This window comes from Nocardioides marinquilinus (genome assembly GCF_039543705.1).
In the GTDB taxonomy this organism is placed as follows: domain Bacteria; phylum Actinomycetota; class Actinomycetes; order Propionibacteriales; family Nocardioidaceae; genus Nocardioides; species Nocardioides marinquilinus.
In genome coordinates this window covers 737,000-762,956 of sequence record NZ_BAABKG010000001.1, presented here as the reverse complement: position 1 = coordinate 762,956, position 25,957 = coordinate 737,000, and the positions used below count along the sequence as shown (strand labels likewise).

Annotated in this window: 33 protein-coding genes and 1 riboswitch; of the genes, 14 read left to right on the top strand and 19 right to left on the bottom strand. The window is 74.3% G+C overall.

All coding sequences use genetic code 11. From position 1 onward, the window contains the following. Nucleotides 1-2 precede the first annotated feature (2 nt). Nucleotides 3-725, bottom strand: coding sequence for a KOW domain-containing RNA-binding protein (locus tag ABEA04_RS03655; protein WP_345454617.1), 723 nt, complete (start codon nt 723-725; stop codon nt 3-5). Then, nucleotides 722-1,261, bottom strand: coding sequence for an RNA polymerase sigma factor (locus ABEA04_RS03650; protein WP_345454615.1), 540 nt, complete (start codon nt 1,259-1,261; stop codon nt 722-724). Before ABEA04_RS03650 ends, ABEA04_RS03655 begins: the two co-directional genes overlap by 4 nt. 120 nt (nt 1,262-1,381) lie before the next feature. Here ABEA04_RS03650 and ABEA04_RS03645 point away from each other — a divergent pair, with 120 nt between their 5' ends. Beyond that, nucleotides 1,382-1,963, top strand: coding sequence for an RNA polymerase sigma factor (locus tag ABEA04_RS03645; protein WP_345454613.1), 582 nt, complete (start codon nt 1,382-1,384; stop codon nt 1,961-1,963). Next, a complete protein-coding gene (locus ABEA04_RS03640) occupies nt 1,960-2,766 on the top strand; it encodes a hypothetical protein (RefSeq protein ID WP_345454611.1) in 807 nt (268 codons plus the stop codon). Before ABEA04_RS03645 ends, ABEA04_RS03640 begins: the two co-directional genes overlap by 4 nt. Nucleotides 2,767-2,790: 24 nt before the next feature. On the opposite strand, the gene ABEA04_RS03635 is transcribed toward ABEA04_RS03640, so the two are convergent. The 9 genes from ABEA04_RS03635 to ABEA04_RS03595 form a co-directional block, all read right to left on the bottom strand. Next, on the bottom strand, nt 2,791-3,198 hold the full coding sequence (locus tag ABEA04_RS03635) for a RidA family protein (protein ID WP_345454609.1): 408 nt from the start codon (nt 3,196-3,198) through the stop codon (nt 2,791-2,793). Nucleotides 3,199-3,371: 173 nt separating this feature from the next. Beyond that, complete coding sequence (groL, locus tag ABEA04_RS03630) at nt 3,372-5,000, bottom strand: chaperonin GroEL (RefSeq protein ID WP_345454607.1); 1,629 nt, start codon at nt 4,998-5,000, stop codon at nt 3,372-3,374. Nucleotides 5,001-5,234: 234 nt separating this feature from the next. Continuing rightward, nucleotides 5,235-5,810, bottom strand: coding sequence for a hypothetical protein (locus ABEA04_RS03625; RefSeq protein ID WP_345454605.1), 576 nt, complete (start codon nt 5,808-5,810; stop codon nt 5,235-5,237). After that, nucleotides 5,807-6,391 carry a DUF6286 domain-containing protein gene (locus ABEA04_RS03620; protein WP_345454603.1) on the bottom strand — a complete coding sequence of 195 codons (585 nt, stop codon included), beginning with the start codon at nt 6,389-6,391 and terminating at the stop codon, nt 5,807-5,809. Before ABEA04_RS03620 ends, ABEA04_RS03625 begins: the two co-directional genes overlap by 4 nt. Continuing rightward, nucleotides 6,388-6,792, bottom strand: a complete 405-nt coding sequence (locus ABEA04_RS03615; RefSeq protein ID WP_345454601.1) for an Asp23/Gls24 family envelope stress response protein — start codon at nt 6,790-6,792, stop codon at nt 6,388-6,390. Before ABEA04_RS03615 ends, ABEA04_RS03620 begins: the two co-directional genes overlap by 4 nt. Continuing rightward, nucleotides 6,785-6,961: a DUF2273 domain-containing protein gene (locus ABEA04_RS03610; protein WP_345454599.1), complete on the bottom strand. Its 177-nt coding sequence runs from the start codon at nt 6,959-6,961 to the stop codon at nt 6,785-6,787. Before ABEA04_RS03610 ends, ABEA04_RS03615 begins: the two co-directional genes overlap by 8 nt. A 9-nt stretch (nt 6,962-6,970) precedes the next feature. Then, the gene (locus ABEA04_RS03605) at nt 6,971-7,312 is read right to left on the bottom strand and encodes a hypothetical protein (RefSeq protein ID WP_345454597.1); all 342 of its coding nucleotides are present in this window, start codon (nt 7,310-7,312) and stop codon (nt 6,971-6,973) included. Further along, nucleotides 7,309-7,725: an Asp23/Gls24 family envelope stress response protein gene (locus ABEA04_RS03600; protein ID WP_345454595.1), complete on the bottom strand. Its 417-nt coding sequence runs from the start codon at nt 7,723-7,725 to the stop codon at nt 7,309-7,311. Before ABEA04_RS03600 ends, ABEA04_RS03605 begins: the two co-directional genes overlap by 4 nt. Nucleotides 7,726-7,741: 16 nt before the next feature. Next, nucleotides 7,742-8,227, bottom strand: coding sequence for an Asp23/Gls24 family envelope stress response protein (locus tag ABEA04_RS03595; protein ID WP_345454593.1), 486 nt, complete (start codon nt 8,225-8,227; stop codon nt 7,742-7,744). 163 nt (nt 8,228-8,390) lie between these two features. On the opposite strand from ABEA04_RS03595, the gene ABEA04_RS03590 reads away from it, so the two are divergent. The 7 genes from ABEA04_RS03590 to ABEA04_RS03560 all read left to right on the top strand — a co-directional run bounded on the left by ABEA04_RS03590 (nt 8,391) and on the right by ABEA04_RS03560 (nt 13,538). Then, on the top strand, nt 8,391-8,954 hold the full coding sequence (locus ABEA04_RS03590; protein ID WP_345454591.1) for an RNA polymerase sigma factor: 564 nt from the start codon (nt 8,391-8,393) through the stop codon (nt 8,952-8,954). Continuing rightward, nucleotides 8,945-9,388: a hypothetical protein gene (locus tag ABEA04_RS03585; RefSeq protein ID WP_345454589.1), complete on the top strand. Its 444-nt coding sequence runs from the start codon at nt 8,945-8,947 to the stop codon at nt 9,386-9,388. Before ABEA04_RS03590 ends, ABEA04_RS03585 begins: the two co-directional genes overlap by 10 nt. A 137-nt stretch (nt 9,389-9,525) precedes the next feature. Beyond that, complete coding sequence (locus ABEA04_RS03580) at nt 9,526-9,891, top strand: YciI family protein (RefSeq protein WP_345454587.1); 366 nt, start codon at nt 9,526-9,528, stop codon at nt 9,889-9,891. Next, nucleotides 9,888-10,259, top strand: coding sequence for a YciI family protein (locus tag ABEA04_RS03575; RefSeq protein ID WP_345454585.1), 372 nt, complete (start codon nt 9,888-9,890; stop codon nt 10,257-10,259). The genes ABEA04_RS03580 and ABEA04_RS03575 overlap by 4 nt, the downstream gene beginning before the upstream one ends. A gap of 7 nt (nt 10,260-10,266) precedes the next feature. Continuing rightward, on the top strand, nt 10,267-11,505 hold the full coding sequence (locus ABEA04_RS03570; RefSeq protein ID WP_345454583.1) for an RNA polymerase sigma factor: 1,239 nt from the start codon (nt 10,267-10,269) through the stop codon (nt 11,503-11,505). A gap of 121 nt (nt 11,506-11,626) precedes the next feature. Further along, the gene (locus tag ABEA04_RS03565; RefSeq protein ID WP_345454581.1) at nt 11,627-12,931 is read left to right on the top strand and encodes a hypothetical protein; all 1,305 of its coding nucleotides are present in this window, start codon (nt 11,627-11,629) and stop codon (nt 12,929-12,931) included. Further along, nucleotides 12,918-13,538 (top strand): class F sortase, encoded by a 621-nt coding sequence (locus ABEA04_RS03560; protein ID WP_345454579.1) that lies wholly within the window; start codon nt 12,918-12,920, stop codon nt 13,536-13,538. Before ABEA04_RS03565 ends, ABEA04_RS03560 begins: the two co-directional genes overlap by 14 nt. A gap of 10 nt (nt 13,539-13,548) precedes the next feature. Here the strand turns inward: ABEA04_RS03560 and ABEA04_RS03555 are convergent, their stop codons facing one another. From ABEA04_RS03555 to napA, 6 genes are all read right to left on the bottom strand, one after another. After that, nucleotides 13,549-14,088: a DUF6174 domain-containing protein gene (locus tag ABEA04_RS03555; protein WP_345454577.1), complete on the bottom strand. Its 540-nt coding sequence runs from the start codon at nt 14,086-14,088 to the stop codon at nt 13,549-13,551. A 28-nt stretch (nt 14,089-14,116) separates the two neighbouring features. Beyond that, entirely contained in the window at nt 14,117-14,392 is a 276-nt protein-coding gene (locus ABEA04_RS03550; protein ID WP_345454575.1) for a MoaD/ThiS family protein, read from the bottom strand. A gap of 58 nt (nt 14,393-14,450) precedes the next feature. Next, nucleotides 14,451-15,755: a threonine synthase gene (gene thrC / locus ABEA04_RS03545; RefSeq protein ID WP_345454573.1), complete on the bottom strand. Its 1,305-nt coding sequence runs from the start codon at nt 15,753-15,755 to the stop codon at nt 14,451-14,453. Nucleotides 15,756-15,767: 12 nt separating this feature from the next. After that, nucleotides 15,768-15,912, bottom strand: a riboswitch (SAM riboswitch). Between the two features lie 170 nt (nt 15,913-16,082). Next, entirely contained in the window at nt 16,083-16,928 is an 846-nt protein-coding gene (gene otsB / locus ABEA04_RS03540; protein ID WP_345454571.1) for a trehalose-phosphatase, read from the bottom strand. 43 nt (nt 16,929-16,971) lie between these two features. After that, nucleotides 16,972-17,532, bottom strand: a complete 561-nt coding sequence (locus ABEA04_RS03535) for a LytR C-terminal domain-containing protein (protein WP_345454569.1) — start codon at nt 17,530-17,532, stop codon at nt 16,972-16,974. 2 nt (nt 17,533-17,534) lie between these two features. Then, nucleotides 17,535-17,897 (bottom strand): nucleoid-associated protein NapA, encoded by a 363-nt coding sequence (gene napA, locus ABEA04_RS03530; RefSeq protein WP_486348270.1) that lies wholly within the window; start codon nt 17,895-17,897, stop codon nt 17,535-17,537. Nucleotides 17,898-17,958: 61 nt separating this feature from the next. Here napA and ABEA04_RS03525 point away from each other — a divergent pair, with 61 nt between their 5' ends. Then, the gene (locus ABEA04_RS03525; protein WP_345454565.1) at nt 17,959-18,963 is read left to right on the top strand and encodes a Gfo/Idh/MocA family protein; all 1,005 of its coding nucleotides are present in this window, start codon (nt 17,959-17,961) and stop codon (nt 18,961-18,963) included. Between the two features lie 73 nt (nt 18,964-19,036). Here the strand turns inward: ABEA04_RS03525 and ABEA04_RS03520 are convergent, their stop codons facing one another. Together ABEA04_RS03520 and ABEA04_RS03515 are read right to left on the bottom strand one after the other, a co-directional pair. Beyond that, the gene (locus ABEA04_RS03520) at nt 19,037-19,693 is read right to left on the bottom strand and encodes a response regulator (RefSeq protein ID WP_345454563.1); all 657 of its coding nucleotides are present in this window, start codon (nt 19,691-19,693) and stop codon (nt 19,037-19,039) included. 10 nt (nt 19,694-19,703) lie between these two features. Then, the gene (locus tag ABEA04_RS03515) at nt 19,704-21,074 is read right to left on the bottom strand and encodes a sensor histidine kinase (protein ID WP_345454561.1); all 1,371 of its coding nucleotides are present in this window, start codon (nt 21,072-21,074) and stop codon (nt 19,704-19,706) included. 215 nt (nt 21,075-21,289) lie between these two features. Here ABEA04_RS03515 and ABEA04_RS03510 point away from each other — a divergent pair, with 215 nt between their 5' ends. The 4 genes from ABEA04_RS03510 to ABEA04_RS03495 all read left to right on the top strand — a co-directional run bounded on the left by ABEA04_RS03510 (nt 21,290) and on the right by ABEA04_RS03495 (nt 25,937). Further along, complete coding sequence (locus ABEA04_RS03510) at nt 21,290-22,612, top strand: ABC transporter substrate-binding protein (protein ID WP_345454560.1); 1,323 nt, start codon at nt 21,290-21,292, stop codon at nt 22,610-22,612. Between the two features lie 67 nt (nt 22,613-22,679). Then, entirely contained in the window at nt 22,680-23,657 is a 978-nt protein-coding gene (locus ABEA04_RS03505; protein WP_345454559.1) for a carbohydrate ABC transporter permease, read from the top strand. A 3-nt stretch (nt 23,658-23,660) separates the two neighbouring features. Beyond that, entirely contained in the window at nt 23,661-24,470 is an 810-nt protein-coding gene (locus tag ABEA04_RS03500) for a carbohydrate ABC transporter permease (protein WP_345454558.1), read from the top strand. Nucleotides 24,471-24,494: 24 nt separating this feature from the next. Next, nucleotides 24,495-25,937 (top strand): alpha,alpha-trehalose-phosphate synthase (UDP-forming), encoded by a 1,443-nt coding sequence (locus ABEA04_RS03495; RefSeq protein WP_345454557.1) that lies wholly within the window; start codon nt 24,495-24,497, stop codon nt 25,935-25,937. The last annotated feature ends 20 nt before the right edge of the window (nt 25,938-25,957 follow it).

Sequence of the window (25,957 nt, the reverse complement as noted above, 5' to 3'; positions counted from 1 at the left end):
CCTCATCCGCCGAAGGCCTTCTCGTACTGCGCGGCCAGCGCGTCGTCGTACGCGCCCGACAGCCCGCACAGCGTGACCCGGCCGTCGCTGGCCGAGACCAGGTAGCGGCCGTCCTCCTGGAACCGCACCGCGGCGAGCAGCGCGCGCAGCTGCGCGCCGGGGGCCTCGACGACGACCCGGTCGACCTCGTCGCCGGCGTAGAACCGCTGCGGCACGAGGGTGACCCGGGTGCCGCTGACCGACTCGACCGTGCCGTCGAAGGCGAGCTGCTGGCCCTCGAGCACCTGCAGTGCGGCGGCGGAGTCGGGGGCGACGCAGCGGCCGCTGGCGGCCGACTCGTCGAAGCCGAGGGTGAGGGTCGAGGTGGGCGCGGCGGAGGCGGCGGACGACGACCCGGTGGTCGCCGAGGGCGTCGGGTCGCCGCCGGCCACGTCGGGCTCGTCGTCGCCACCGCCGAGGAAGACGAAGGCGAGGCCGCCGGCGATGAGGACGACGGCGGCCGCCGCCACCAGCCAGGTGAGCCGGCTGCGGTTGCGGGTGCCGTCGGTGCGGGACTCGTCGGTGAGCTGGTCGGTCATGGTGTCCTCCAAGAGTCGGGCCACCCGGTCGGGGTCGGCCGCGGGCAGGGAGGCGGCCGGGTCGGCGGCGCGCAGGCGCTCGCGCAGCGCCTCGTCGCGCGGGCTCTCGCCCGCGTGGGCCTGCTCGTGCTCGTGCTCGTCGGTCACGGTCTCCTCCCCTCCGTCGTCTCCTCATGTCCGGCAGCGGCGCCGTCCTTTCGCAGCCGCTCGCGCAGCTTCTCCCGCGCCCGGTGCAGCCGGATGCTCGCGGCGTTCGGCGTCACGTCGAGCACCACCGCGATCTCGGACGCCGTCAGCTGCTCCCACGCCCACAGCCGCAGCAGCTCGGCGTCGCGCTCGGGCAGCGCCGCCAGCGCCGCGCGGACGGCGTCGTCGGCCGGGCTGCCGGGCGCCGCGGGCCCGACGGTCGCCGGCGGGTCGAGGGTGGCCACGCGGCCGGCGACCCGCCGCTGCCGGCGCGACGACCGCTCCGCGTTGGCCAGGCAGAGGCGGGCGACGCCGTAGGCCCAGGGCAGCGCGTCGTCGGGCACCTCGTCGATGCGGCGCCAGCAGACCAGCAGCACGTCGCCGAGGACGTCGTCCGCGGTGGCGGGGTCGGTGCGTCGCGCGAGGAAGCGCCGCAGCGGCTCGACGGCCGGCGTCACGACGTCCTCGAACCGGGTGCGCCGGGCCTCGGAGGTCACCGATCCACCGTGTCACACCCCCGCCGCTCCCCGGCCCCTCCCCCGCACGGTCCGCGGCGGGCGGCAGGATCTGGGGGTCCCGGGGTGTAACGCCCGACCCTCGCCGAGCCAAGCAGGGGCATGAACGACGCCTACGACCCGCTGACCCGCATCGGCAGCGACCCCGACGCGCTCGAGGCGTTCTACCGCGACCACGTCGAGGCGGTGCAGCGCTTCGTGGCGCGGCGGGTCGACGACCCGCACCGGGCCGCCGACCTGGTCGCCGACGTCTTCCTCGCCGCGATCGCCGGCGCCCACACCTACCGGTCGGACCGTGGGCCGGTGATCGCCTGGCTGTACGGCGTGGGCCGCAACACCATCGCCGCCGACGCCCGGCGCCGCGGCCGCGAGCTGCGCGCCGTCCGCGACCTCGGCGGGCAGCGGCTGCTCGACGCCGGGTCGCTGGCCCGCATCGAGGAGCGCATCGACGCCGAGCGTGACGCCCGCCGGCTCTACCTGGCCATCGCCGAGCTCGGGGACGACGACCGTCGCCTGCTCGAGCTCGTGGCCGTCGACGGCCTCTCGGTCGCCGACGCCGCCCGGAGCCTGGGGGTGAAGCCGGCCACCGCGCGGGTCCGGCTGCACCGCAGCCGGGCCCGGGTCACCCACCACCTGCGGCGGTCGGTCCCGGCCATCGCCCTCACCCCGGAGATCACCTCATGAGCACCTCCCAGACCGACACCGCCCGCTCCGACCACCCGCGCGGGCTCGACCCCTTCGAGACCGCCCTGCTGGCCGAGCTGCGGCGCGAGGTCGCGACCCGCGCCGCGCAGGCCACCCCGACCTCCCGTCCCTCCCGCCGCCGCCCGCCCTGGTGGGCCGGCGCGGCGTCGGTCGCCGCCGTCGGCGCCGCCTTCGCCGTGGTGACCGCGCTCGCGGCGACGCCCGACCGGGCGCCGTCCGACGGCGTCGCCGCACAGCCCGGCGTCACGCAGACCGAGCGGCTGCGCCCGGCCGCCTTCACCGTGCGCACCGACGCGGACGACGACGTCGTGGTCGCCATCCGCCGCTTCGAGGACGCCGCCGGGCTGGAGGCCGCGCTCGCCGAGCACGGCATCGACGCCGAGGTCGCCTTCGACGCCGACCGCCCGGCCGGTGAGCCGGCGCTGCCCGACTCGGCCCCCGACGCCGGTCCGGTGCTGCCCTACGTGCCGGTCGACCCCGCCGACCCGGAGGCGGGCGGCTCGCTCGGCGTCAACGAGCCCGGCAACGTCTACTCCCCCGGCCCCGGCGACCCGGTGGCGGGCGACGTCGGCCCGCTCGACCCCTACGGCTGCGGACTGGACGCTGCCGCCGGGCTCTCGCACGAGGGCGGCGTCTGGCGGCTGCGCATCCCGGCCGGCTCGCCGCTGCGCGACCGGCCGATCGAGATCGTCACCGCGGGCGACGCCCGGATCGGCGTCAGCTACCCGGGCACCCGGGCCGGCACGCGGTGCGCCGTGGTGCCGGTGACCGCGCCGCGCTGACGCCCGCCGGCGCCGACACGGGCGTCAGTGCCCGTCGGGCCTGACCGCGACCGCCTCGACCTCGACCCGCTGGCCGGGGTAGCCCAGCACGCTGACACCGAGCAGCGTGCTGGGCGCGTCGTGCTGCCCGAACGCCTCGCGGACGACGGCCCACGCGGCCAGCAGGTCGTCGCGGTCGTCGGTGACGACGTAGACGGTGCTCTTGACGACGTCGGTCAGGCCGCAGCCGCTCGCCTCGAGCGCGGCGGCCAGGTTGGCCATGACCTGCGTCGTCTGGTCGGTCACGTTGCCGATCGCGACGATGGCGCCGTCCTCGTCGAGCGGGCAGGCCCCGGCCGTGAAGACCAGCGGCGCCCCGTTCGCCACCGCGGCGTAGGCGTAGGGGGCGGTGTCGGCCAGCGCCTCGACCCGGACCAGCTCGACGTGCGTCATGCGCCCCACTGAACCAGACGCCCCGAACGTCGCCGGACGTCATGCGCACCGGCAGCCCCGACCACCACCTCGTATGACGCCCCGAGACCGCCGCGACGAAAGCGACACCGACCCGCCGCTCTCGCGAGCGACGGGTCGGTGGGTGGAGCCTGGTGCTGCGGCGCCCAGAAGGACTAGAAGTCCATGCCGCCCATGCCGCCGGTGGGGTCGCCCGCGGGGGCGGCCTTCTCCGGCTTGTCGGCCACGACGGCCTCGGTGGTGAGGAACAGCGCGGCGATCGACGCGGCGTTCTGCAGGGCCGAGCGGGTCACCTTGGCGGGGTCGGGGATGCCGGCCGCCAGCATGTCGACGTACTCGCCGGTGGCGGCGTTGAGGCCGAAGCCGACCTCGAGGCCGGCCACCTTCTCCGCCACGACGCCACCCTCGAGACCGGCGTTGATCGCGATCTGCTTGAGCGGGGCGCTGAGCGCGACGCGGACGATGTTGGCACCGGTGGCCTCGTCGCCCTCGAGCTCGAGCTTCTCGAACGCACGGGCACCGGCCTGGACCAGCGACACGCCGCCGCCGGCGACGATGCCCTCCTCGACCGACGCCTTGGCGGCGCGGACGGCGTCCTCGATGCGGTGCTTGCGCTCCTTGAGCTCGACCTCGGTGGCCGCGCCGACCTTGATGACCGCGACGCCGCCGGCCAGCTTGGCCAGGCGCTCCTGCAGCTTCTCGCGGTCGTAGTCGGAGTCGGACTTCTCGATCTCGGCGCGGATCTGGTTGACCCGGCCCTCGATCTGGCCGGCGTCGCCCGCACCCTCGACGATGGTGGTCTCGTCCTTGGTGATGACGATCTTGCGGGCCTGGCCGAGCAGGTCGAGACCGGCGTTCTCGAGCTTGAGGCCGACCTCCTCGGAGATGACCTGGCCGCCGGTCAGGATCGCGATGTCCTGCAGCATGGCCTTGCGGCGGTCACCGAAGCCGGGGGCCTTGACGGCGACCGACTTGAAGGTGCCGCGGATCTTGTTGACGACCAGCGTCGAGAGCGCCTCGCCGTCGACGTCCTCGGCGAGGATGACGAGCGGCTTGCCCGACTGCATGACCTTCTCGAGCACCGGCAGCAGGTCCTTGACGTTGCTGACCTTGGAGTTGGCGATGAGGACGTAGGGGTCCTCCAGCACGGTCTCCATGCGCTCGGGGTCGGTGACGAAGTAGGCCGAGATGTAGCCCTTGTCGAACCGCATGCCCTCGGTGAGCTCGAGGTCGAGCCCGAAGGTGTTCGACTCCTCGACGGTGATGACGCCTTCCTTGCCGACCTTGTCCATCGCCTCGGCGATGATGTCGCCGACGGACTGGTCGCCACCGGCCGAGATGGCCGCGACGGAGGCGATCTGCTCCTTGGTCTCGACCTCCTTGGCCAGGTTGGTCAGCTGCTCGGAGACGAGCTCGACGGCCTTCTCGATGCCGCGCTTGACGCCCATCGGGTTGGCACCCGCGGCGACGTTGCGCAGGCCCTCGCGGACCATGGCCTGGGCGAGGACGGTCGCGGTCGTCGTACCGTCACCGGCGACGTCGTCGGTCTTCTTCGCGACCTCCTTGACCAGCTCGGCGCCGATCTTCTCGTAGGGGTCCTCGAGGTCGATCTCCTTGGCGATGCTCACGCCGTCGTTGGTGATCGTGGGGGCACCCCACTTCTTCTCGAGCACGACGTTGCGGCCCTTGGGGCCGAGGGTGACCTTGACGGCGTCGGCGAGCGTGTTCATGCCACGCTCGAGGCCGCGCCGGGCCTCCTCGTTGAAAGCAATCAGCTTCGGCATAACTCCTGCGATTCCTGTGGATGGAGTGCGGGGTGCGGCTCGGTGGGCTGCCCGCGACGGACGACGTGCTCGTCCGGGCGATCCCTTCACGCCCGGCGTGCGCGCCTCAGCTGGCACCGTTCCGGCTGTCACTCTCGCAATGAGAGTGCCAACACATGTTTAGCACTCGACACCGGCGAGTGCAAAGCCTCTCGGCGTCTCCCGGCAGGGTCTCAGCGAGCTCTCAGCGGTGGGTCAGCGCACCCGCGACCGGCGGGCCCGGCGGGCGGGCCGGGGTGCGTCGAGCAGCACCCGGCACCCGACGTCGCCGTCGGGGAAGGCGGCCTCGACGTCGGCGGTGACGGCCGCCGCGGCGGCGGTCAGCTCGGCCGGGTCGGCGTAGGGGTCGATGCGGGCGCGCACCTCCACCACGGGCAGGCGGCGCACGACCGTCGTCCGGCCACGGGCGTCGACGACCGGGGCGAGCTGCTCGAGCCGCTTCGCGCAGCCGTCGGCGACGGAGCGCAGGTCGGCGTCGAGGCTGCCGGCGCCCCCGCTGCCGCGCAGCCGGTGGGACGACGGCCCCGGGCGTGCGAGGTGGGCGAGCAGCCACCACAGCCCGACCAGGCCGAGCACGACGGTGCCGCCGGCGAACGCCCACGGCCACCACGACGTGCCGACGAGGTCGTCGGCGGCGTCGGTGCTCACCGCGCGGGGCAGGTCGAGCACGACCTCGTAGCGCCAGTCGAGGGCGAGCAGCCCGGCGCCCAGGAGCACCAGGCCGAGCACGACGGTGCCGAGGCGGTCGACCACGCGCAGCCGGCGGGTCACGACTCGAGCTCCGTGGTGCGGACCGCGACCGTGGTCGGGGTCAGGGCGCCGACGCCGGCGGTCACGGCCGCCTGGACGTCGGAGGTCACGTCGTCCGCCGCGCGGTCGGTGGGTGCGTCGGTCGTGGCGGTCGTGTGCGTGACCGCCTGCACCACCACCTGGCGCCGGCCCGCTCGGACGACCTCGGCGCCGACCACGCCGGGGACGTGGTCGGCGACCGAGGTCGCGAGCGTCGCCAGCGCGCGCGGCGAGATCCACACGTCACCGCGACCATCGTCGCCGGTCACGGGGACATGGGTTCGCCGGCTCGGGGCCAGCCCCACCAGGAGCAGGACCACCCCCAGCACGGCGACGACTACGGCCGCCACCACGATCGCGGTGGACGGCGTCGTCCCGTCGACGGCGTCGAGCACGTCACGGGACCAGGAGGAACCGTCGGTGAGCCCGCGGTCGACGAGCAGGTCGTGCACGCCGACGACGGCGAGGCCGACGAGGGCCAGCGCCACGAGCACCGCCACGACGACACCGCGGTAGGCCCGGCGGGGCGGACGTCGCCTCGCGGTGCGCTCCGCGGCGCTCACTCGACCCGACGACCCGCGCGCGGGTCGTCGCTCCCGACCACCGCGTGGGCGGTCACGTCGACACGGGTGATCGGCACGCCCGACAGGCGAGCGGTCTCGGCGCGCACGTGCTCGCGCACCTCCGCGGCGATGCGGGCCACGGGAGCGGGCCACCCGCACGCCACGTCGAGGACCACGCGAGCCGTGCGGCCCCGGCGCACCACCTCGGCGCGCGGCAGGGTGGCGCCGCGCAGGCGGCCGAGCGCCGGCTCGTGGGACGTCGTCCCCGGCGTCTGCAGCGCGGCGTGCTCGGCGATGCGGCGCAGCACCTTGTCGCGCACCTCGAGCCGACCACGCTGGTCGGCGGGTGCGCGCGCCCCGACGAGGGCGGCGGGGAGGGTGGTGCCGGAGCCGTCAGCCACGACGGCCCCGCACCAGTGCCCCGAGGTCGAGCTCGCCGTCGACGTGGCCGCCGATGAGGTAGCCGGCCGCGCCGAGCACGAGGGCGAGCAGGAAGCCGACCAGCCCTCCGGCCACGATGGCGATCGTGAGCAGCAGGCCGGCGATCAGGCCGAGGGTCGAGGTGGTCATCGGGGTCTCCTAGTGGTGCGGGTCGTGGTGCGGGTCGGTGTCGGGTGCCGGCTCGTCGGGACGTCGTCCCGGCAGGCGCAGGTCGCGCACGCGTCGTGCGCCGTCGGCCACCGCGCGCCGCGCCGCCCCCCAGCGGCGGCGCCGTCGCGTGCGGGCCGAGGGCACCAGGCGCACGTCGTGCCGGGCGCCGTGCGGGCCTGCGGTCGCGGCGCCCGAGCCCCGCGTCGGCCGCTCCAGCGCGGCCATGGCGGCCACGAAGGCCTCCGGGTCGCCGCCGAGGTCGGGATGGTGCTGCCGGGCGACGCGGCGTCGCTCGGCTGCCCGCTCCCGCTCCTCGGGCGTCACGGTCACCGCCGCCAGCTGATGGTGAGCGGCCCCGCCGTCGCTCCTGGCGCCCCCGGCGCGGCAGGAGCGACGACGTCCTCGACGACCACGTCGACCGGTCCGGCGCCGCCGGACGGGCCGTCGGTGCCGCCGAGGTGGGCCTGCGCGGCGGCGCGGACCCGCTCGCTGGTCTCGAGCAGCGCGGAACCCCACTCGAGCACCACGTGCACCGAGCACCGCTCGTCACGCAGGCGGACGCCGGTGACCCGGCGTCCCGGCAGGTAGGTGGCGACCTCGCCGTGCGCGCCCCCGTGCAGGCCGACGACCCCCGGCACCGCGGTGACGGCGGCCGCGATGCGGTCGGCCGTCGTGGCGGCGTGGTGGGCGTCGGCGCCGGTGGGGGTCTCGGCCCCCTGGGGCGCGCTCGGTCCGGTGCTCACCGTGTGGTCCTCGACGTCACTCGACCCGCGGGGCGGTGTCGGTGTCGTCGGAGCCACCGTCGTCGAGGAAGATGTCGTGGACGGTGATGTTGACCTCGGTGACCTCGAGGCTGGTCATCTGCTCGACCGCGGCGATGACGTTGCGGCGGATGGCGACGGCCAGGTCGGCGATCGAGACGCCGTACTCGGCGACGATGTCGAGGTCGATGGCGGCCTGCCGCTCGCCCACCTCGACGCCGACGCCCTGGCTCAGGTTGGTGCGCGAGCCGGGGATGCGCTCGCGGATCGCGCCCACCGCGCGGGCGGCGCCGCCGCCGAGGGCGTGCACGCCGCTGATCTCGCGGGTGGCGATGCCGGCGATCTTCGACACGACGGTGTCGGCGATGGAGGTGCGTCCCTGGTCGGAGACCAGTCCGCCGGACTCACGGACGGCGACCTCGCTGCCGCCTCCGGTGGGGCGTGCCTTGCTGGTCTTGGGTGCGGCGTCGGTGGCCTGCGTCATGATCGCGTCCTCTCGTCTCGGGTGACTTGGTACGTGCGTTGGTCGCGGCGGGGATCCGGATCGTCACGCGGATCGTGCTGTGAACTGGGTCACATCCGTGAGCCGCTCCTGCGGCGTCGCCGGCCGCCCCGACGGGTGAGCAGGCGCTTGACACGATGACCCGGTGACCGAGGGCGAGCGTGACGCGCCCAGCGACGAGGCGTTGGTCCGCGCCGCCCGGCTGGGCGACCAGGAGGCCTTCGGCGCCATCGTCGAGCGGCACGGCCCCTGGATGTACCGCTACGCCACCCGGCTGGTGCACGGCAGCCACGCCGACGCGGCCGAGGTGACGCAGGAGGCCTTCGTCTCTGCCTGGCGCGGCCTCGACCGGTTCGAGGGCCGCTCCTCGCTGCGCACGTGGCTGTTCCGCCTGGTGCACCGGCGGGCGGTCGACCTCGCCCGGCACAAGCGGGCCACGCCGGTCGACGACGCGCTGCTGGCGCACCTCGTGCGACCCTCGACCGAGAACCCGCTGCAGAGCCTGCTCGACGGTGAGCTGCTCGACGCCCTGCAGCACGCGCTCGACGAGCTGCCGTGGAACCAGCGGGCCGCGTGGCTGCTGCGCGAGGTGGAGGGCCTGTCGTACGCAGAGATCGCGGAGGCGTTGTCGATGCCCGTGGGCGCGGTGCGCGGGCACCTGCACCGCGGACGTCGCACCGTGGCGGAGAGGATGGCGAGATGGCGGTAGAGCCGACCGACCCCCTGGTGCGGGCGACGATCGCCGCGCGCGAGGCCCCGGTGCCCCCCGAGTGGCCGCGCGTCGCGGCCGCCATCCGCGAGCGGGTGCGCGGCGTCATCGTGCCGGCCGCGCCGGTGCTGGCGCGCACCGCGCCCGACGGCGCCCTGACGTTCGTCTCGACGCGCGTGGTGGTCGCGGTGCTGCGCGCGCGTCTCACCGGACCCGACTTCGTGGTCTCCGGCCTCGACCTCGACGTCGACCGCGCCCGACTGCTCGCCGCGCGGGTGACGGTGGTGGTGCGCTTCGGCGTGGTGCTCGACGAGGTGGCGGACGCCGTCCGCGCCACGACCGAGGCGACCCTCGCCGAGCTGCTGCCCGACGCCGACCCCGCCCCCGTCGCCGTCCACGTCGCCGACGTCGTCGAGGGCGATCCCCGACGCTGACCCGTCGGACATGTCTGACGGGTCGACGGCACCTGGGCGCTGACCCGTCGGACATGTCTGACGGGTCGACGTCGATCTCGCCGGTTCCCGCGCGTCATCGGGCTGACAGACTCACCCCGAGCGAAGGGACCCACGCGATGTCCACCACGTACGCCGTGCTGCTGCCGGCCGACGAGAGCGCCTGGGAGGCGGCCTCGGCCGACGACCGCGCGGCCACCTACGCCCGGCACCACGCGTTCATGGCCGCGCTGGCCGAGCGTGGCCACCGGCTGACCGGCGGTGCCGAGCTCACCCACTCGCGCGAGACCCGCCAGGTGCGGCGCGTCGACGGCGACCTGGTCGTTACCGACGGTCCCTACGCCGAGACGGCCGAGCAGCTCACCGGCTTCTACCTCGTCGAGAGCGACGACCCCGACGACCTCGTCGCGTGCTGCGGCCTGCTGGCCGACGGCGACGGCGCCGTCGAGGTGCGCGCCGCGGTCCCCGGGGCGACCACCGCGTGAGCCGCTACCTGCTGCTGCTCACCGAGCCCGACCACTTCGCCAAGTGGGACGCCGCGGGCGACGCCGGGCAGGAGCGTGCCTTCGCCGCCTTCCGGGCCTTCCACGCCGCCGTGCGCGAGCGGGGCGCCATCGTCGGCGGCGAGGCACTGGCCCACCCCGCCACCGCCCGCACGGTGCGGCCGGGTGACGACCCCGCGACCCGGCCGGTCACCGAGGGCCCCTACGTCGAGACCGTCGAGCAGCTGGGCGGGTTCTACCTCGTCGAGGCGCCCGACCTCGCCACCGCCGTCGACCTCGCCGCGCTGTTGCCGGCCGAGTACGACGTCGAGGTGCGCGCGTGCCTCGACGCGGGGGTCCCCGACGCGTGAGCCCGGCATGACGGCGCTCGAGACGGCGCTGCGCGACGACTGGGGCCGGCTGCTGGCCCTGCTCGTCGCGCGCTACCGGCGTCTCGACCTGGCCGAGGACGCGCTGGGCGACGCGTTCGAGGCCGCCGCGCGCACCTGGCCGCGCGACGGCGTCCCCGACAACCCGGCCGCGTGGCTGCTCACCGCCGCCCGCCGCCGCGCCCTCGACCGGCTGCGCGCCGAGGGCGTGGCGGCCAAGTCCCTGCCCGTGCTGGCCGTGGAGGCCGGCGTCACCGAGGAGGCCCAGCGCGTCATGGCCGACGGCACCCGCACCGGCGAGGCCGGCGCCGCCGACGAGCGGCTGCGGCTGGTGCTGCTGTGCGCCCACCCCTCCCTCGCCCCCGAGGCGGGGGCCGCGCTGACGCTGCGCCTGGTGCTCGGCGTCCCGACCGCCGACATCGCGCGGCTGTTCCTGGTGCCCACCGCCACGATGGCCGCGCGCCTCACCCGGGCCCGCAAGCGTCTGGCCGGCGAGGCGTTCGCGGTGCCCACCGGCCCCGAGCTGCGGGCACGGGTGAGCGCGGTGGCCGACATCGCCTACCTCGCCTTCACCGCCGGCTACGCCCCCGGCTCGGGCGAGGACGTCGTCCGCGCGGCCGAGGCGGGCGAGGCACTGCGGCTGGTGCGGGTGCTGCGCGAGGTCGCGCCGGCCGACTCGCGCGACGACCTCGACGCCCTGCTCGCCCTGATGCTGCTGCAGCACTCGCGGCGCGACGCGCGCGTGACCCCCGGCCCCGACGGCCCGGCGCTGGTGCTGCTGCCCGACCAGGACCGCAGCCGCTGGCACGCCGACGAGGTCACCGAGGCGCTCGGACTGCTGCTGCCGCTCGCCCGCAGCGCACCGTCGACGCCCTACCTGCTGCAGGCGCTGATCGCGGCCGAGCACGCCACCGCCCCCACCGCCGCCGACACCGACTGGACGCGCGTCGCCGGCTGGTACGCCGAGCTCGAGGCGCTCACCGGCTCGCCGGTCGTGCGGCTCAACCGGGCCGTCGCCGTCGCCGAGGCCGACGGCCCGGACGCCGGGCTGCGGCTGCTCGACGGCCTCGAGCTGCCCGGGCACCGGCTGCCCGCCGTCCGGGGTGAGCTGCTGGCCCGGGCCGGCCGCGACGCCGAGGCCGCCGCCGCACTGGACGCCGCCCTGCTGGCCTGCGGCAACGCCGCCGAGGCCGCGCACCTGCGCCGCCGCCGGGCCGACCTGCCCTGAGGCTCAGCCGAGGTCACCCAGGCTCACCCAGGGGTATGGGCGGGCGCGATACCCGTCCGTAACATCGCGGGCCTCCCTGCGTTGTTCCTGGTGACACACCCGCGTCGACACGAGGTTCCCCATGCCTTTCCGGCCTTCCCGGCTCTTCCCACGCCGCACCGCGGCCGTCCTGTCCGTGGGCGCCGCCGGCGCCCTGGTGCTGCTGAGCGCCGTCCCGGGCTCCAGCGCGCCGGTCACCATCGCCCAGGCCACGGCCACCGGGCTCGAGGTGACCGTCGCCGGCAGCCCCGTCAACAGCGACACCTACCGCGTCACCAACGACGGCACGGGCGAGCAGAGCCTGGGCACCAACAAGCCCACCGTGCGGCTGCTCGGCAACCAGTCGTTCCTGCAGGGCGGGCTGCTCGCCCAGGACGCCGCCACGAAGGTCACCGGCCGCACCGGCCGCTCCGTGGCCTGCGCCGGTCTCGCGGGCGATGGCGGCAGCCTCGGCGCCGTCGGCGAGGGCTTCTGCCTGCGGCCGGGCGACAACGCCACGATCAACGCCGGCAGCATCGACCTGTCGAAGCTGACCATCCTCGAGTCCGACCCGCTGGCCGACCTCGCCGGCCCGCTCGACGACCAGCTCACCCAGCAGCTGCGCGACCAGGTCTTCCCGCAGCTGCAGGAGGGCCTGCAGCAGGCACTCGAGCAGCTCGGCCTGAACGTCAACCTCGACCTCGGCGCCGTCCAGAGCCAGTGCACCGCGGGCCCCGGGTTCGGCCGCGGCGACAGCCAGCTCACCGACGCCGCGCTGTACGTCGAGGTGCAGGGCCAGCGCGTCGACCTGCTGCGCTTCCCGACCAACCCCGGGCCGAACACCAAGGTCGTGACGAACCTCGACGCGGTCGTCGACCAGATCAGCGGTGCGCTGCAGGAACAGCTGACGACCAGCCTGCAGGGCGCGCTCGCCCAGCTCGGCCCGGTCGCCGAGCAGCTGTTCGACCAGCTCAACGCGAACCTCGTCACCACGCTGCAGGAGCAGCTGGCGCCGCTGGAGGAGAACGTGCTCGACGGCACGCTCAACCGCCAGGTCAAGCGCTCGGCCGACAGCATCGAGGTCACCGCGCTCGACCTGCGCGTGCTCCCGGCGGCCGACGCCGCCGCGGGCTTCGAGGTGCTGCACGTGGTCGTCGGCCGCTCCACCTGCGGCCCCGGTGGTCGCCTGGCGCCCGAGCCGCAGCCCACACCGACGCCCACGCCGACCCCCGACCCGAAGCCGGCGCCCGTCGTCCCGACGCGCATCCCGTCCGGCCTGGCCGACGCCCCCGACGCGGCGGCCCCGGCCCCGCAGCACGACGACCTGCTCCCGCTGCTGCTCGTCGGCGGCCTGATCGCGCTCGCCGGCGGCGCCGGCGTCGTGTCCTACCGCCGTGCCCTCCGGTAGCGGGTCCGGCTCCTCCGGGGGGATCGGCGGTCGGCTCGACGCCCTGCTCTCCGGCCTGGCCACGATGCTGCTCGTCGTGGCCGGCGGCATGGCCGTGGTCGGGCTGGCGTCGTCGTTCCTCGGCGGCGACGACGAGCCCGAGCGGACCGACGTCCCGGCCGCGGCGCCCATCGAGCTGCGGGTGGCCGAGCTCGGCATCAAGGCGAAGGTGGTGCCGATCCAGCTGAGCCCCGACGCCGTCCTCGACCCGCCGAACGACCCCGACGTCGTCGGCTGGTGGGACGACAGCGCCCGCCCCGGCGCCGACACCGGCCAGGTCGTCATCACCGGGCACACCGTGCACACCGGCGGCGGCGCGCTCGACCGCCTCAGCGAGGAGGAGCCCGGCGGGCGGCCCATCGTGCTGCGCACCAAGGCCGGCGTGCAGCGCTACGCGGTCACCAAGCGGATCGTGGCCAGCCCCGAGGAGGTCGCCGCCCGGGCCGAGAAGCTCTTCGGCCAGGACCGCCGCGAGCCGGGCGGCGCCCGCCTGGTGCTGGTGACCTGCACCGACTGGAACGGCAGCTTCTACGAGAGCAACGTCATCATCATGGCCCGCCAGCTCTGAGCGGCCGGGGTCAGCCGACGGGGACGAGCCGCACGGAGAGGAAGGTCTCCTCGTCGGCGATGTCGCGGTCCCAGTCGATGGCGATGCTGCGCGGGACGCCGTCGCGGAACCTCACGCGGACGTCGTCCGCCTCGGCGTAGCCACGGCGCAGCAGCCGGTAGAGCTCGGCGACCTCCCAGCCGTGGCGTCGCAGCTCGCGGCCGCCGACGTAGCTCACCGAGAGCACCCGGCGGCCGTCGACCGACGTGCGGACCGGCCGGCGCTGGACGCACTCGCAGGAGCGACGCACGTCGGTGAGGTAGCGCGGGAGGTCCTGGCTGCGCCAGACGTTCCACTGCCGCCGCAGCCGCACCGGGTCGGTGCGCCGGGGCGCAAACGGCTCGATGCGGTAGGGCGCGGCCGGCACCGGGGCCGAGGTCACGACCTGCGTGGTGGCCGCCCCCGGGGCCGGACGGGCCTGGGCCGGACCGGCACCCAGGCCGAGCCCGATCGGGCCGACGACCGCGCCGGCGAGGAGGAGGGACAGGGCGCGGGCGGGGCGGGTCGGCACGAGGGCTCCTGGGCGGGTGTCGGTGGGTTCAGCCTCCGGCGACGGCCGGGATCACCGAGATCCTGCTCCCGTCGGGCGTGGCGGTCGCGAGGTCGTCGAGGAACCGGACGTCGTCGTCACCCACGTAGACGTTGACGAAGCGGCGGAGGTTGCCACCGTCGTCCAGGATGCGGCCCTTGATGCCGGCGTAGCTGGCGTCGAGGTCGTCGAGCACCTCGGCCAGGGTCGCCCCCGACGCGCTCACCTCCGACTCGCCCCCGGTGTAGGTGCGCAGGATGGTCGGGACGCGGACGCTGACGCTCATGCTGCTGGTGGCTCCCTGTCGATGGTCAGACGGTGTTCAGTCGGTGGTCAAGCCGTGGTCAGGCGATGCCGGCGGCCTTGAAGGCGCCGTAGTTGGGGGCGATGGTCGCGGCGGCCGAGACGGCGCCGGGGCCGGTCGCGACGGCGTCCAGCGTCTTCAGGCCGTGGCCGGTGTTGATGACGACGGTCTCGAGGGTGGGGTCGAGCTGGCCGGTCTCGACGAGCTTCTTCAGCACACCGACGGTGGTGCCGCCGGCGGTCTCGGTGAAGACGCCCTCGGTGCGGGCGAGCAGCACGATCGCCTCGCGCACCTGCTGGTCGGTGATGTCCTCGACCGCGCCGCCGGTGGAGCGGCAGATGTCGAGCACGTAGATGCCGTCGGCCGGGTTGCCGATGGCCAGGCTCTTGGCGATGGTGTCGGGCTTGACCGGGCGGATGGCGTCGCCGCCGGTCTTGTAGGCGACCGAGACCGGCGAGCAGCCGGTGGCCTGGGCGCCGTAGACCTTGTAGGGCTTGTCCTCGACCAGGCCGAGGGCGATGAGCTCCTGGAAGGCCTTGTGCACCTTGGTCAGCTGCGAGCCCGAGGCGACCGGGATGACGATCTGGTCGGGCAGCCGCCAGCCGAGCTGCTCGGCGATCTCGTAGCCGAGCGTCTTGGAGCCCTCGGCGTAGTAGGGCCGCACGTTGACGTTGACGAACGCCCAGCCGTCCTCCTCGCCGGCGATCTCGGAGGCGAGCTTGTTGACGTCGTCGTAGTTGCCGTCGACGGCGACCAGCGAGTCGGTGAAGACCGCCGAGTTGACCTGCTTGGGCTGCTCGAGGTTGCTGGGGATGAAGACCACGGTGCGGATGCCGGCCCGGGCGCCGGCCGCGGCGACGGCGTTGGCCAGGTTGCCGGTGCTCGGGCAGGCGAAGACGGTGCTGCCGAGCTCGCGGGCGGCCGAGAGGGCGCAGGCGACGACGCGGTCCTTGAAGGAGTTCGTCGGGTTGGTGGAGTCGTCCTTGACCCACAGCTTCTCGATGCCGAGCGCGGCGCCGAGGTTGTTCGCACGCAGCAGCCGGGTGAAGCCGGGCTCGGTGTTCGGGCTGGTCTCGATGTCGTCCGGCACCGGCAGCAGCGCCTTGTAGCGCCAGATGTTGCGGGGGCCGGCCTCGATCTGCTCGCGGGTCACGGTCGGGAAGTCGTAGGCGATCTCGAGCGGTCCGAAGCACTCCAGACACGCGTAGTGGGGGCCGAGCTCGGCCTCGGTGCCGCACTCGCGGCACTTCAGGGCACGGGCGTGGCCGAAGGCGCCGTCGCGGACGACGTGCCCGCCCTGACCGGTGGTGCCGGCGGTGGTCCGCTCGATGGTGGGAGCGCTCATGATGGATCCTCCTTCTCATCTTCCCCGGGGCGGATCTCGCGACCGGGCGGATGTGGCACCACTTCCACGATCCGGCCCGACGTCTGGTCGGGGGCGGAGGCTCGTGGCGGTTGCCGGGACTTCACTGGGCCGTTCCCTCAGTCCCTCTTGATGAGCTGGTGACGACTGTACGTGCTGCCGTCTCACGATGCGTCACCCGGTCCCGACATGCGGACGCCGTCGCGCCGTCTGGCGAGACGGGACGCCGGGCGGTAGTCCCTGACGAGAATCAAGGATTCGACGTGCCAGACCTTGATTTTCGTCAGGGACTATCGGCCTGGGCCGGCCTCAGGCTCGGGTGGCGGCGGCCTCGTCGGTGAGGCGGCGGAGGAGGTCGAGCACGCCGTCGGGGCCGGGGACGACGACGTCGGCGCGGTCGACGAGGGCGCCCTGCTCGTCGGAGGACGAGGCCACCAGCAGCGTCGGCATCCCGTCGGCGGCGAGGACGTCGACGGCGTCGAAGGCCTCGAGGTCGCCGAGGTCGTCGCCGGCGAAGACGAAGCCGCCGGCGTCCAGCTCGTCGACCAGGGTGCGCACCGCGACGCCCTTGTTCATGCCGGGCGAGCGCACCTCGATGACGCTGCGGCCGGGCTCGACGACGAGGTCGTGGCGGTGGGCGAGCTCCTCGAGCTCGGGCAGCAGCCGTTCGAAGGCGGCGTCGTCGTCCGGCAGCCGCCGGGTGTGGACGGCGACCGCGAGGCCCTTGCCCTCCACGTGCGCCTGCGCGGCGTCGAGACGGCGCAGCACCCGCGGCAGCTCGCGCTCGAAGGTGGCGAGACCGGCGGGCGGGCGGGGGCCGACGACGCGGCGGTTGGTCGAGCTCCAGCGCTCGTTGCCGTACTGGCCGAAGAGGTAGAGGTCCTTGCCGGCGTCGCCGATGGCGTTGCCGACCTCCTCGAGGCCGCCGAGGGCGAGGGCCTGCCGCGCCGGGCGGCCGGTGACGACCGCGACGGCGCGCACCTGGGCGGCTAAGGAGACGAGCACGTCGCCGGCGTCGTCGTGGATGTGCGCCTGCGCAGGGTCGTCGACGATGGGCGCGAGGGTGCCGTCGAAGTCGAGGCCGACCACGACCTCGGCGCTGGCGCGCACCACGGCGGCCCAGCGGCGCTCGCCGTCGGTCGAGGTGAACTCCACGGCCCGCAGCCTTCCAGACGCCCGCGAGCGGCGCGGCGCTGGACTAGAGCTCGCCGGTGAGGATGACCGTGAGCCGGTCGAGCTTCATCGACCCGACGGCCGGGTTGAGGCGGTCGATGCCGAGGTCGAGGGCCAGCTGCTTGGCGGCCCGCTCGAGCCGCGGCGGGAAGTAGACGGTGTTGGCCGGGATGGTGCCGACCCAGTTGTCGGTGCCGACGACCTGCCACCCCGCGTCGGCGGCCTGGTCGCCGACCGAGCCGGCCAGGCCGGTGATGCCGGAGTTGTTGTAGACCTCGACGAAGACCTTGGCCCGCTCGATCGGCTTGGGCTTCGGCTTGGGCTTCGGCGGGTCGGTCTTCGTGGTCGCGCTCGGCTCGGCGGACGGCGCGGCCTCCTGCCCGGCGGTCTCGGCGACCGGCTTCTCCTCGGGCGGGTTGTCGCGGGTGACGACGTAGGCGAGCGCGGCCATGAGGACGGCCACGACGCTGAGCATCACCACGCCCGAGGGCAGGACGACGCCGCGCTGGGTGCGGCCGGGACGGGGGCTCTCGTCGTCCAGGTCGCGCTCGGGGGTGCGCCCGGGACCCTCGCCGGTGCCGGCCACGGCTAGATCTCGAAGCCCAGGCGGCGGGCGGAGCGCTGGCGCTGCCGCTCGGAGCGCAGCCGGCGCAGCCGGCGCACGAGCAGCGGGTCGGCCTCGAGCGCCTCGGGACGGTCGATGAGCGCGTTCAGCACCTGGTAGTAGCGCGTCGAGCTCATGTCGAACTTCTCGCGGACCGCGGTCTCCTTGGCGCCTGCGTACTTCCACCACTGGCGCTCGAAGGCGAGGATGTCGCGGTCACGGTCGCTCAGGGACGCCGACGCGTCGCCGGGGGCGGCGTCGACGTGGTGTCGCTCGGCTTCCATCTCACTGCTCCTGCTCTCGCGCGGACGGGTCGCGGTCGGGCACCACTGTAGACGCTGAATCACAGCAATGTCATTCGGCTCGCGGGAGGAGGGTGCCCGGGGGTGCGGGCCCTAGCCTGGCCCGATGCAGACCGTCCGCTGGGGAGTCCTGGCCACCGGCAAGATCGCCCGCAAGGTCGCGGGCGAGATCGCGCTCGTCGACGGCGCCGAGGTGACCGCCGTCGGGTCGCGCTCGCTCGAGGGCGCCCGCGCGTTCGCCGCCGAATACGGCGGCCGGCCCCACGGCTCCTACGAGGACCTCGTGCGCGACCCCGACGTCGACGTCGTCTACGTCGCCACCCCGCACGCCCTGCACCTCGAGCACGCCCGGCTCGCCTTCGAGGCCGGCAAGCACGTGCTGTGCGAGAAGCCGCTCGCCGTCTCGGTGGCCGACGCCGAGCAGATGGTGGCGCTCGCCCGCCAGCACGACCGCTTCCTCATGGAGGCGATGTGGACGGCGTGCCACCCGGTCGTGCACGCGGTGGCCGACGGCCTGCGCTCGGGCCGCTACGGCACCCCGCGGCACCTGCACGCCGAGCTCGGCTTCCGGGTCGACGCCGACCCGTCCGACCGGCTGCTCGACCCCGCCCTCGGCGCGAGCGCGCTGCTCGACATGGGCGTCTACCCGCTCACCCTCGCCCACCTGCTGCTCGGCGAGGCGGAGGAGCTGCGCGCGGTGGGCTCGCTGTCCGAGCGCGGCTTCGACCTCGACACCGCGGTGGTCGGCCGCTACCCCGGCGGCGTCCTGGCCACGATGTCGTCGTCGATGACGTCGTGGTCCTCCCGCGCCGCCGCGATCGCCACCGACCTCGGCCGCATCGAGCTCGAGGACTTCCACCACCCCACCCGCGCCACCTTCACGCCGTGGGCCCGCGGCGAGGGAGACAACGACAAGGTGCAGCAGCAGGAGCCGGAGGTGATCGGCGGCGCCGACGCCGTCATCGGCACCGGCTACGGCAACGAGGTCGCCGAGGTCAGCCGCTGCGTGCGCCTCGACCTGCGCGAGAGCCCGCTCGTCCCCCACGCCCAGACCCTCACCCTGATGCGCCAGCTGGACGACGTCCGCGCCCAGCTCGGCACCACCGGCTGACCTGACCCCGGGGGCGATAGTCCCTGACGTTCGAGGGGTCGTCCGGCCGGGATGACCCCGCAAACGTCCGGGACTACCCGCCGGGGGCGGCGCGGAGGAAGCGGACGACGGCGAGCACCCGGCGGTGGGAGGCGTCGTCGTCGGGGGCGAGGCCGAGCTTGGCGAAGATCCGCTGGGTGTGCTTCTCGACGCCGCCGAGGGTCACCGAGAGCGCGTCGGCGATGGCGGCGTTCGAGCGGCCCTCGGCCATGAGCGCCAGCACCTCCCGCTCCCGCGGCGTGAGGTCGGCGAGCGGGTCGCGGCGGCGTCCCATCAGCTGCCGGACGACGAGCGGGTCGAGCACGGTGCCGCCGCCGGCGACCGTCTCGAGCGCGGCGAGGAACTCCTCGACGTCGCCGACGCGGTCCTTGAGCAGGTAGCCGGTGCCGCCGGCGTCGCCCGCGGCCAGCAGGTCGTCGGCGTAGGAGACCTCCACGTACTGCGAGAGCACCAGCAGCCGCGCGGCCGGCCACGCCCGCCGCACCTCGACGGCCGCCCGCAGCCCCTCGTCGGTGTGCGACGGCGGCATCCGCACGTCGACCAGGGCGAGGTCGGGGCGGTGCTCGAGGACGGCGCGCACCAGCGACGGCCCGTCGCCGACCGCGGCCACGACGTCGTGGCCGGCCTCGCCCAGCAGCAGCTGCAGGCCCTCGCGCAGCAGCACGGAGTCGTCGGCCACCACGATGCGCACGCCGCCATCCTCACGCAGCGCTGTCGGGGCTATCGGGCGCGTCGGCGCCGAGCGGGATCGAGGCCCCGACGACGGTCGGCCCGCCGTCGGGCGAGTCGACCTCGAGCACCCCGTCGACCCCGGCGAGGCGCTGGCGCAGCCCGGCCAGCCCCGACCCCTTGGCCAGGTGAGCGCCGCCGAGGCCGTCGTCCTGGACGACGACCGCCACCCACCCGGTGTCGCAGGTGACCGCCAGCGCCGCCCGGCTCGCGCCGCTGTGCTTGGCGATGTTGGTGAGCGCCTCGGCGACCACGAAGTAGACGGTGGTCTCGACGTGCGGCGGCAGCCGGTCGGGGACGTCGACGTGCGCGGCGGTCGGCACGGCGGCCCGCTGCAGCAGCTCGTCGAGCGCCGCCCGCAGCCCGCGGTCGACCAGCAGCGGCGGCGCGATGCCCCGCGAGAGCGCCCGCAGCTCGGCCACGGTCTCCTGCGCCTGCCGCAGCGCGTCGTCGAGGATCGCGCCGGCGCGGACGGGGTCGTCGTCCAGCTGCCGCTTGGCGCGGCCGAGGTCGATGCCGAGCCGCACCAGCCGCTGCTGCGGGCCGTCGTGGATGTCGCGCTCGAGCCGGCGCAGCGCGTCGGCCTCGGCCAGGCGGGCCGCCGAACGGCTGTCGCTGACGCGGCGCACCTCGGTCTGCAGCCGCGCCCGGCTGCACAGCAGCGCGTCGGCGGTGCCGGCGTGGACGGCGGCGCTCACCCGCACCGCGAGCGGCAGGGTGAGCAGCGCCAGCACGCCGAGCCCCAGGTTCAGCAGGCTCTCGGCCGCCCGGCCGTCGCCCCAGCCCATCAGCTCAGCCAGGCCCTCGTTGTCGTCGGGCAGCCACTGCTGCCAGAACCAGTACGTCAGGCCGCCGAGCGCCCCGGCCCACCATGCCACGACCACGCAGAACGCCGCCGTGCCGGTCACGAACCCGACCAGCGACCACAGCGAGTCGAGCCACGACTGCGGGTCGCGCAGCGGCGTCAGCACGCGGCGCACGCGACCGGCGTCCCGCCCGGCCACGAGGTAGGACGGCGACGGCGCCCCGCGGCCGAGCAGCCGCGCGAGCCGGGCCCGCTCGACGTGCGCGAGCCCGCGCGCCAGCAGCACGGAGCCGGCGAGCACGGCCAGGCCGACCCACACCACGAGCAGGCCGGCACCGAGCGCCAGCCCGGTCACCACCGCCACGAAGGCGAGCACGGCCAGCGGGAAGCCGCTCAGCACGTAGGCGGTGTCACGGCCGAGGCGGGCCAGCAGGCCGGGCCCCGACGGTCGCGGCGACGTGGCGGTCGCGGGCGCGTCGGGCCCGGGCGGGGCGTGGGGGTCGGGTTCGGTCACGGGAAGGACGAGGGTCTCGCTCATGGATCCAGCGTCGTGCGGCACGACGCGCCGCACGATCCTGCCACCACCACAACCGGTGTCGGGCCAGCCCGACACCCCGCCGCCCGCCACGAACCGACCGGTCCCGGGATCCCACCCACCACGACCTATGCGGCGACACACCCCGGCGAGGTACTCCTCAGGGGTGTCCACCGCGGGGCGAAGCAACCCCGGGCCGACGCGAGCATGCTTCCGGGGTGCCCATCGCCCTCGGACGCCGCTCCGTGCTCTCGGCCGCCGCGCTCGGCGCCACCGCGGCCTTCTCCGGCTGCGCCGGCCTCACCGAGCGGGTCTCCAGCACCTCCCGCGGCGGTCGCGACCGCGTGACGCTGCAGGTCTACGGCACCGACACCGAGACCCGCATCTACCAGCGCCTGGCCGACCGGTTCTCCGAGCAGAACAAGGTGACCGTCGACGTCACCGTCGTCCCGTTCTCCGACTTCGCCACCGGCGTCGACGCCGGCCTGCTCTCGGGCACCGCGCCCGACGTGTTCCGCGTCGACTACCCCACGATGGGCCTCTACGCCGGCACCGAGCAGCTGCTCGACATCACCGACGCCCTCGACGAGCTGGTCTCCGACACCCGCTCGGCCTTCATGGACGCCGTGAGCACCGGCGACCGCTACTACGGCGTCCCGCAGCACGTCGACACCAGCGCGCTGGTCTACCGGCCCGACCTGCTGCGCGAGGCCGGCATCACCGCGGTGCCCGACCGCCCCGAGGACGCCTGGTCGTGGGAGGAGTTCGGCGAGGTCGCGGACAAGCTGCGCGACGCGGCGCCGGCCGGCCGCTCGGCGTTCGGCGTCAACTGGCAGGCCGCGGGCGCGTTCCGCTGGCTCAACTGGGTCTTCCAGGCCGGCGGCAACATGTACAACGAGGACCTCTCGGCGGCGATCATCGACGACGACGCCGGGCGCCGCGCGCTCGACTTCACCACCTCGTTCTTCGACAACGGGTGGGTGCCGGCCACGACGTCGACGAAGAGCGCCACCTACCCCGACGCCCTGTTCACCTCGGGCACGCTGTCGATGCTGTTCGCCGGCAACTTCCTCATCCCGGCCTTCGCCGAGACCATCGCCGACCGGTTCGAGTACGCCGTCACCTACCTGCCGCGCGACCAGCGCCGGGCCAGCGAGCTCGGCGGCAACGCGATCGTGGCCAACCGCGACGCCGGCAACCCCGAGCTGGCCACCGAGCTGATGGTCTTCCTCGCCTCCCGCGAGGCGATGGCCGAGTTCTGCTCCGAGGCCGTGCTGCTGCCCACCCGCGACTCTCTCATCGAGCAGGGCCTCGACTTCGCGCTGCGGCCCGACCTGATGCCGGTCTACACCGACATGATCACCACCATCGAGGACCGCGACGTCGCCGACGTCACGACCCCCACGTTCGCCGAGGTGAACGTCGACCTCGCCAACGAGCTCGAGCAGAGCTTCCTCAGCGGGCGCTCCACCGACGACACCCTCGCCACGCTGGCCGACCAGGTCACCGCCTCCGCCTACCTGAACGAGGGCTCGGCATGAGCACCCCACGACGTCCCTCGCCTCCTCCGCTGCGGTCCTCCGCCGACCGACGTCGAGGGGACCCCTCATGAGCACCACGACGACCCCCGCGCAGGACGACGCCCTCGACCCCGGCGGCGCGGGCGGCGTCCCGCCCGAGGAGGCACGCGCCGACCGGCCCGAGCGGTCGAGGCCGCCGCGCCGGTGGCAGTCGGCGGCGGCGTGGACGATGCTCGCGCCCAACCTGGTGCTGCTCGGCGTCTTCCTGGTCGTGCCGCTGGGCTGGGCGATCGTCATGTCGTTCCAGGCCAAGCGCTCCTTCGGCCCCGGCCGCTGGAACGGCCTGGAGAACCTCGGCCGGCTCCTCGGCGACGACGTCTTCTGGCGGGCGCTGCTCAACACCGCGATCTTCACCGCCGTCTGCGTGCCCGTCGCGGTGGCCGCGGGCCTGGGTCTCGCGCTGCTGATGAACAAGGCGCTGCCCGGCCGCGGCGTCTTCCGCACCGTCGTCTACCTGCCGATCGTCGTCAGCACCCTCGTCACCTCGCTGATCGGGCTGCTGCTGTTCGACGAGACCGTCGGGATCATCAACGGGGTGCTGCGCGACCTCGGCCTCGGCCAGGTCGCCTGGCAGACCGACGGCGTGCTGGCGATGACCTCGGTCATCATCATGACGCTGTGGACCCGCATCGGGTTCGCGATGATCATCTACCTCGCCGCCCTGCAGGACCTCGACCCGCAGCTGGTCGAGGCGGCCGAGCTCGACGGTGCGAGCCGCTTCAACGTCGTGCGCCACATCGTGGTGCCGACGCTGCGACCCACCACGTTCTTCCTGGTCGTCATCAACATGATCTGGTCGTTCCAGGTCTTCGACATCGTCTTCGTGATGACCAACGGCGGGCCCGGCTACGACACCACGATGCTGGTCACCTACGCCTACGACGAGGGCTTCGGCCCCGCCCGCAACTTCGGCTACGGCGCCACGGTCGGCGTCGTGCTGTTCGTCATCACCACGGTGATCGTGGTCTTCCAGGTGCGGCGCAACGCCCGCCGAGAGGAGGCGTGAGCGATGAGCAAGCCGGTGCGCTTCGGCGTCTGCCTCGTGGTCTTCGCGATCTTCGTGCTGCCGCTGTTCGCGATGGTGGTGGTCGCCTTCACCCCGCGCGCGTCGCTCTTCGACGGCGGCGCGTCGCTGTGGCCGTCGTCGTGGACCCTCGACAACTTCCGCACGGCCTTCGACAACTACCCGGTCGCGCGGTGGTTCGGCAACGCGCTGCTGGTGGCCACGCTGACCACGATCCTGTCGGTCGTGGTGAACCTGCTGGCCGGCTACGCCCTGGCCAAGATGCGCTTCCGCGGCCGCTCGGTCGTCTTCGTCGTCATCCTCAGCACGCTGGTGGTGCCGACGCAGGCGGTGATGATCCCGCAGTTCGAGCTGGTGGCCCGCATGGGCCTGATCGGCTTCTTCTGGGCGGTGGTGCTGCCCTCGGCCTCCACCGCGCTCGGCGTCTTCCTGGCCCGCCAGTTCTTCGTCTCCTTCCCCGACGAGCTCATCGACGCCGCCCGCGTCGACGGCTGCGGGCCGCTGACCGCCTTCCGCCGCATCGTGCTGCCCAACACCCGGCCGCTGGTCGCGGTGATGGTGCTGCTGGCGTTCATGACCCAGTGGAACGACTTCCTCTGGCCGCTGATCACGCTGCGCGACCCCGACCTCTACACGCTGCCGGTGGCGCTGCGGTTCCTGCAGGGCGCCTACGACGCCGACTACGGCGGCATCATGGCCGTGGCGCTGCTCTCGAGCCTGCCGCTGCTGATCCTGTTCGTGCTGCTGCAGCGCTACTTCGTCGCCGGGCTCACCCGGTCCGGTTTACGGTCCTGACCCCGGCCTGACTAGGGTCGAGGGGTGTCGGCCGACCTCCTGATCGTCGCCAACCGGTTGCCCGTCGACCGGGTCACCGAGCGCGACGGCAGCCGCGGCTGGCGGCGCTCCCCCGGTGGTCTGGTGACCGCGCTCGAGCCGGTGCTGCGCGCCAACGACGGCACCTGGGTCGGCTGGCCCGGGCTCGCCGAGGACGGCGACGACGAGGCCTACGAGCCGTTCGAGGACGACGGCATGAAGCTCGTGCCGATCAAGCTCGACGCGAGCGAGGTCGAGGAGTTCTACGAGGGCTTCAGCAACGGCACCGTCTGGCCGATCTACCACGACCTCGTCGCCAAGCCGGAGTTCCACCGCGAGTGGTGGGATGCCTACGTGCGGGTCAACCGGCGCTTCGCCGAGCGGGCCGCCGAGCTCGCCGCCGAGAACGCGACGGTGTGGGTGCACGACTACCAGCTGCAGCTGGTGCCGCAGATGTTGCGCGAGCTGCGGCCCGACCTGCTCATCGGGTTCTACCTGCACATCCCCTTCCCGCCGGCCGAGCTGTTCCTGCAGCTGCCGTGGCGCCGGCAGCTGCTCGAGGGCCTGCTCGGTGCCGACCTCGTCGGCTTCCAGCTGCCCGGCGGCGCCGCGAACTTCGTGCGCCTGGTGCGCCAGCGCGTGGGCCACAAGACGCACAAGGACCTCGTCTACCTGCCCGACGGCCGCACCGTGAAGGCCGCCGCGTTCCCGATCTCGATCGACGCCGCCGGCTTCGAGGAGCTCGCCGCCGGCGACGGCGTCGCCGCCCGGGTCAAGCAGCTGCGCGAGGCGCTCGGCAACCCGCGCCGGATCTTCCTCGGCGTCGACCGGCTCGACTACACCAAGGGCATCTACGCCCGCCTGCGCGCCTTCAGCGAGCTGCTCGAGGACGGCCGGCTCGACGTCGAGGACGCCGTCTTCGTGCAGGTCGCCGTCCCCTCGCGCGAGCGGGTCGAGCAGTACCGCATCCTGCGTGACGACATCGAGCGCCTCGTCGGCCGCGTCAACGGCGACCACGGCCGCATCGGCCGCCCCGCCATCAGCTACCTGCACAACTCGGTGCCGCGCGAGGAGATGGCCGCGCTCTACCGCGCCGCCGACGTCATGGTCGTCACGCCCTACCGCGACGGCATGAACCTCGTCGCCAAGGAGTACGTCGCCTGCCGCCTCGACGACGACGGTGCACTGGTGCTCTCGGAGTTCGCCGGCGCCGCCGACGAGCTGCGCCAGGCGTGGCTGATCAACCCCTACGACATCAACGGCATGAAGAGCGCGCTCGTCGAGGCCGCCGAGGCCGACCCCAAGGACCTCTCCCGCCGCATGCGGGCCATGCGCAAGACGGTGCGCCAGCACGACGTCCGCGCCTGGGCCGACGCGTTCCTGGCCGAGCTGTCCTCGATCGCCGGCAGCTCGCACGACAAGCAGGTCCGCCCCGCGAGGCGCGCGTGACCCGGTTCGACCACCCCGGC

Bases quoted from the DNA above. Each gene is read 5' to 3' on its own strand.
- ABEA04_RS03570 (WP_345454583.1), top strand. From the start codon at position 10,267: ATGACGGCGCTCGAGACGGCGCTGCGCGACGACTGGGGCCGGCTGCTG.
- ABEA04_RS03515 (WP_345454561.1), bottom strand. From the start codon at position 21,074: ATGAGCGAGACCCTCGTCCTTCCCGTGACCGAACCCGACCCCCACGCC.
- ABEA04_RS03640 (WP_345454611.1), top strand. From the start codon at position 1,960: ATGAGCACCTCCCAGACCGACACCGCCCGCTCCGACCACCCGCGCGGG.
- ABEA04_RS03595 (WP_345454593.1), bottom strand. From the start codon at position 8,227: ATGACGCAGGCCACCGACGCCGCACCCAAGACCAGCAAGGCACGCCCC.
- ABEA04_RS03500 (WP_345454558.1), top strand. From the start codon at position 23,661: ATGAGCAAGCCGGTGCGCTTCGGCGTCTGCCTCGTGGTCTTCGCGATC.
- ABEA04_RS03585 (WP_345454589.1), top strand. From the start codon at position 8,945: ATGGCGGTAGAGCCGACCGACCCCCTGGTGCGGGCGACGATCGCCGCG.
- ABEA04_RS03525 (WP_345454565.1), top strand. From the start codon at position 17,959: ATGCAGACCGTCCGCTGGGGAGTCCTGGCCACCGGCAAGATCGCCCGC.
- ABEA04_RS03565 (WP_345454581.1), top strand. From the start codon at position 11,627: ATGCCTTTCCGGCCTTCCCGGCTCTTCCCACGCCGCACCGCGGCCGTC.
- ABEA04_RS03505 (WP_345454559.1), top strand. From the start codon at position 22,680: ATGAGCACCACGACGACCCCCGCGCAGGACGACGCCCTCGACCCCGGC.
- groL (WP_345454607.1), bottom strand. From the start codon at position 5,000: ATGCCGAAGCTGATTGCTTTCAACGAGGAGGCCCGGCGCGGCCTCGAG.
- ABEA04_RS03645 (WP_345454613.1), top strand. From the start codon at position 1,382: ATGAACGACGCCTACGACCCGCTGACCCGCATCGGCAGCGACCCCGAC.
- ABEA04_RS03580 (WP_345454587.1), top strand. From the start codon at position 9,526: ATGTCCACCACGTACGCCGTGCTGCTGCCGGCCGACGAGAGCGCCTGG.
- ABEA04_RS03635 (WP_345454609.1), bottom strand. From the start codon at position 3,198: ATGACGCACGTCGAGCTGGTCCGGGTCGAGGCGCTGGCCGACACCGCC.
- ABEA04_RS03610 (WP_345454599.1), bottom strand. From the start codon at position 6,961: ATGACCACCTCGACCCTCGGCCTGATCGCCGGCCTGCTGCTCACGATC.
- ABEA04_RS03550 (WP_345454575.1), bottom strand. From the start codon at position 14,392: ATGAGCGTCAGCGTCCGCGTCCCGACCATCCTGCGCACCTACACCGGG.
- thrC (WP_345454573.1), bottom strand. From the start codon at position 15,755: ATGAGCGCTCCCACCATCGAGCGGACCACCGCCGGCACCACCGGTCAG.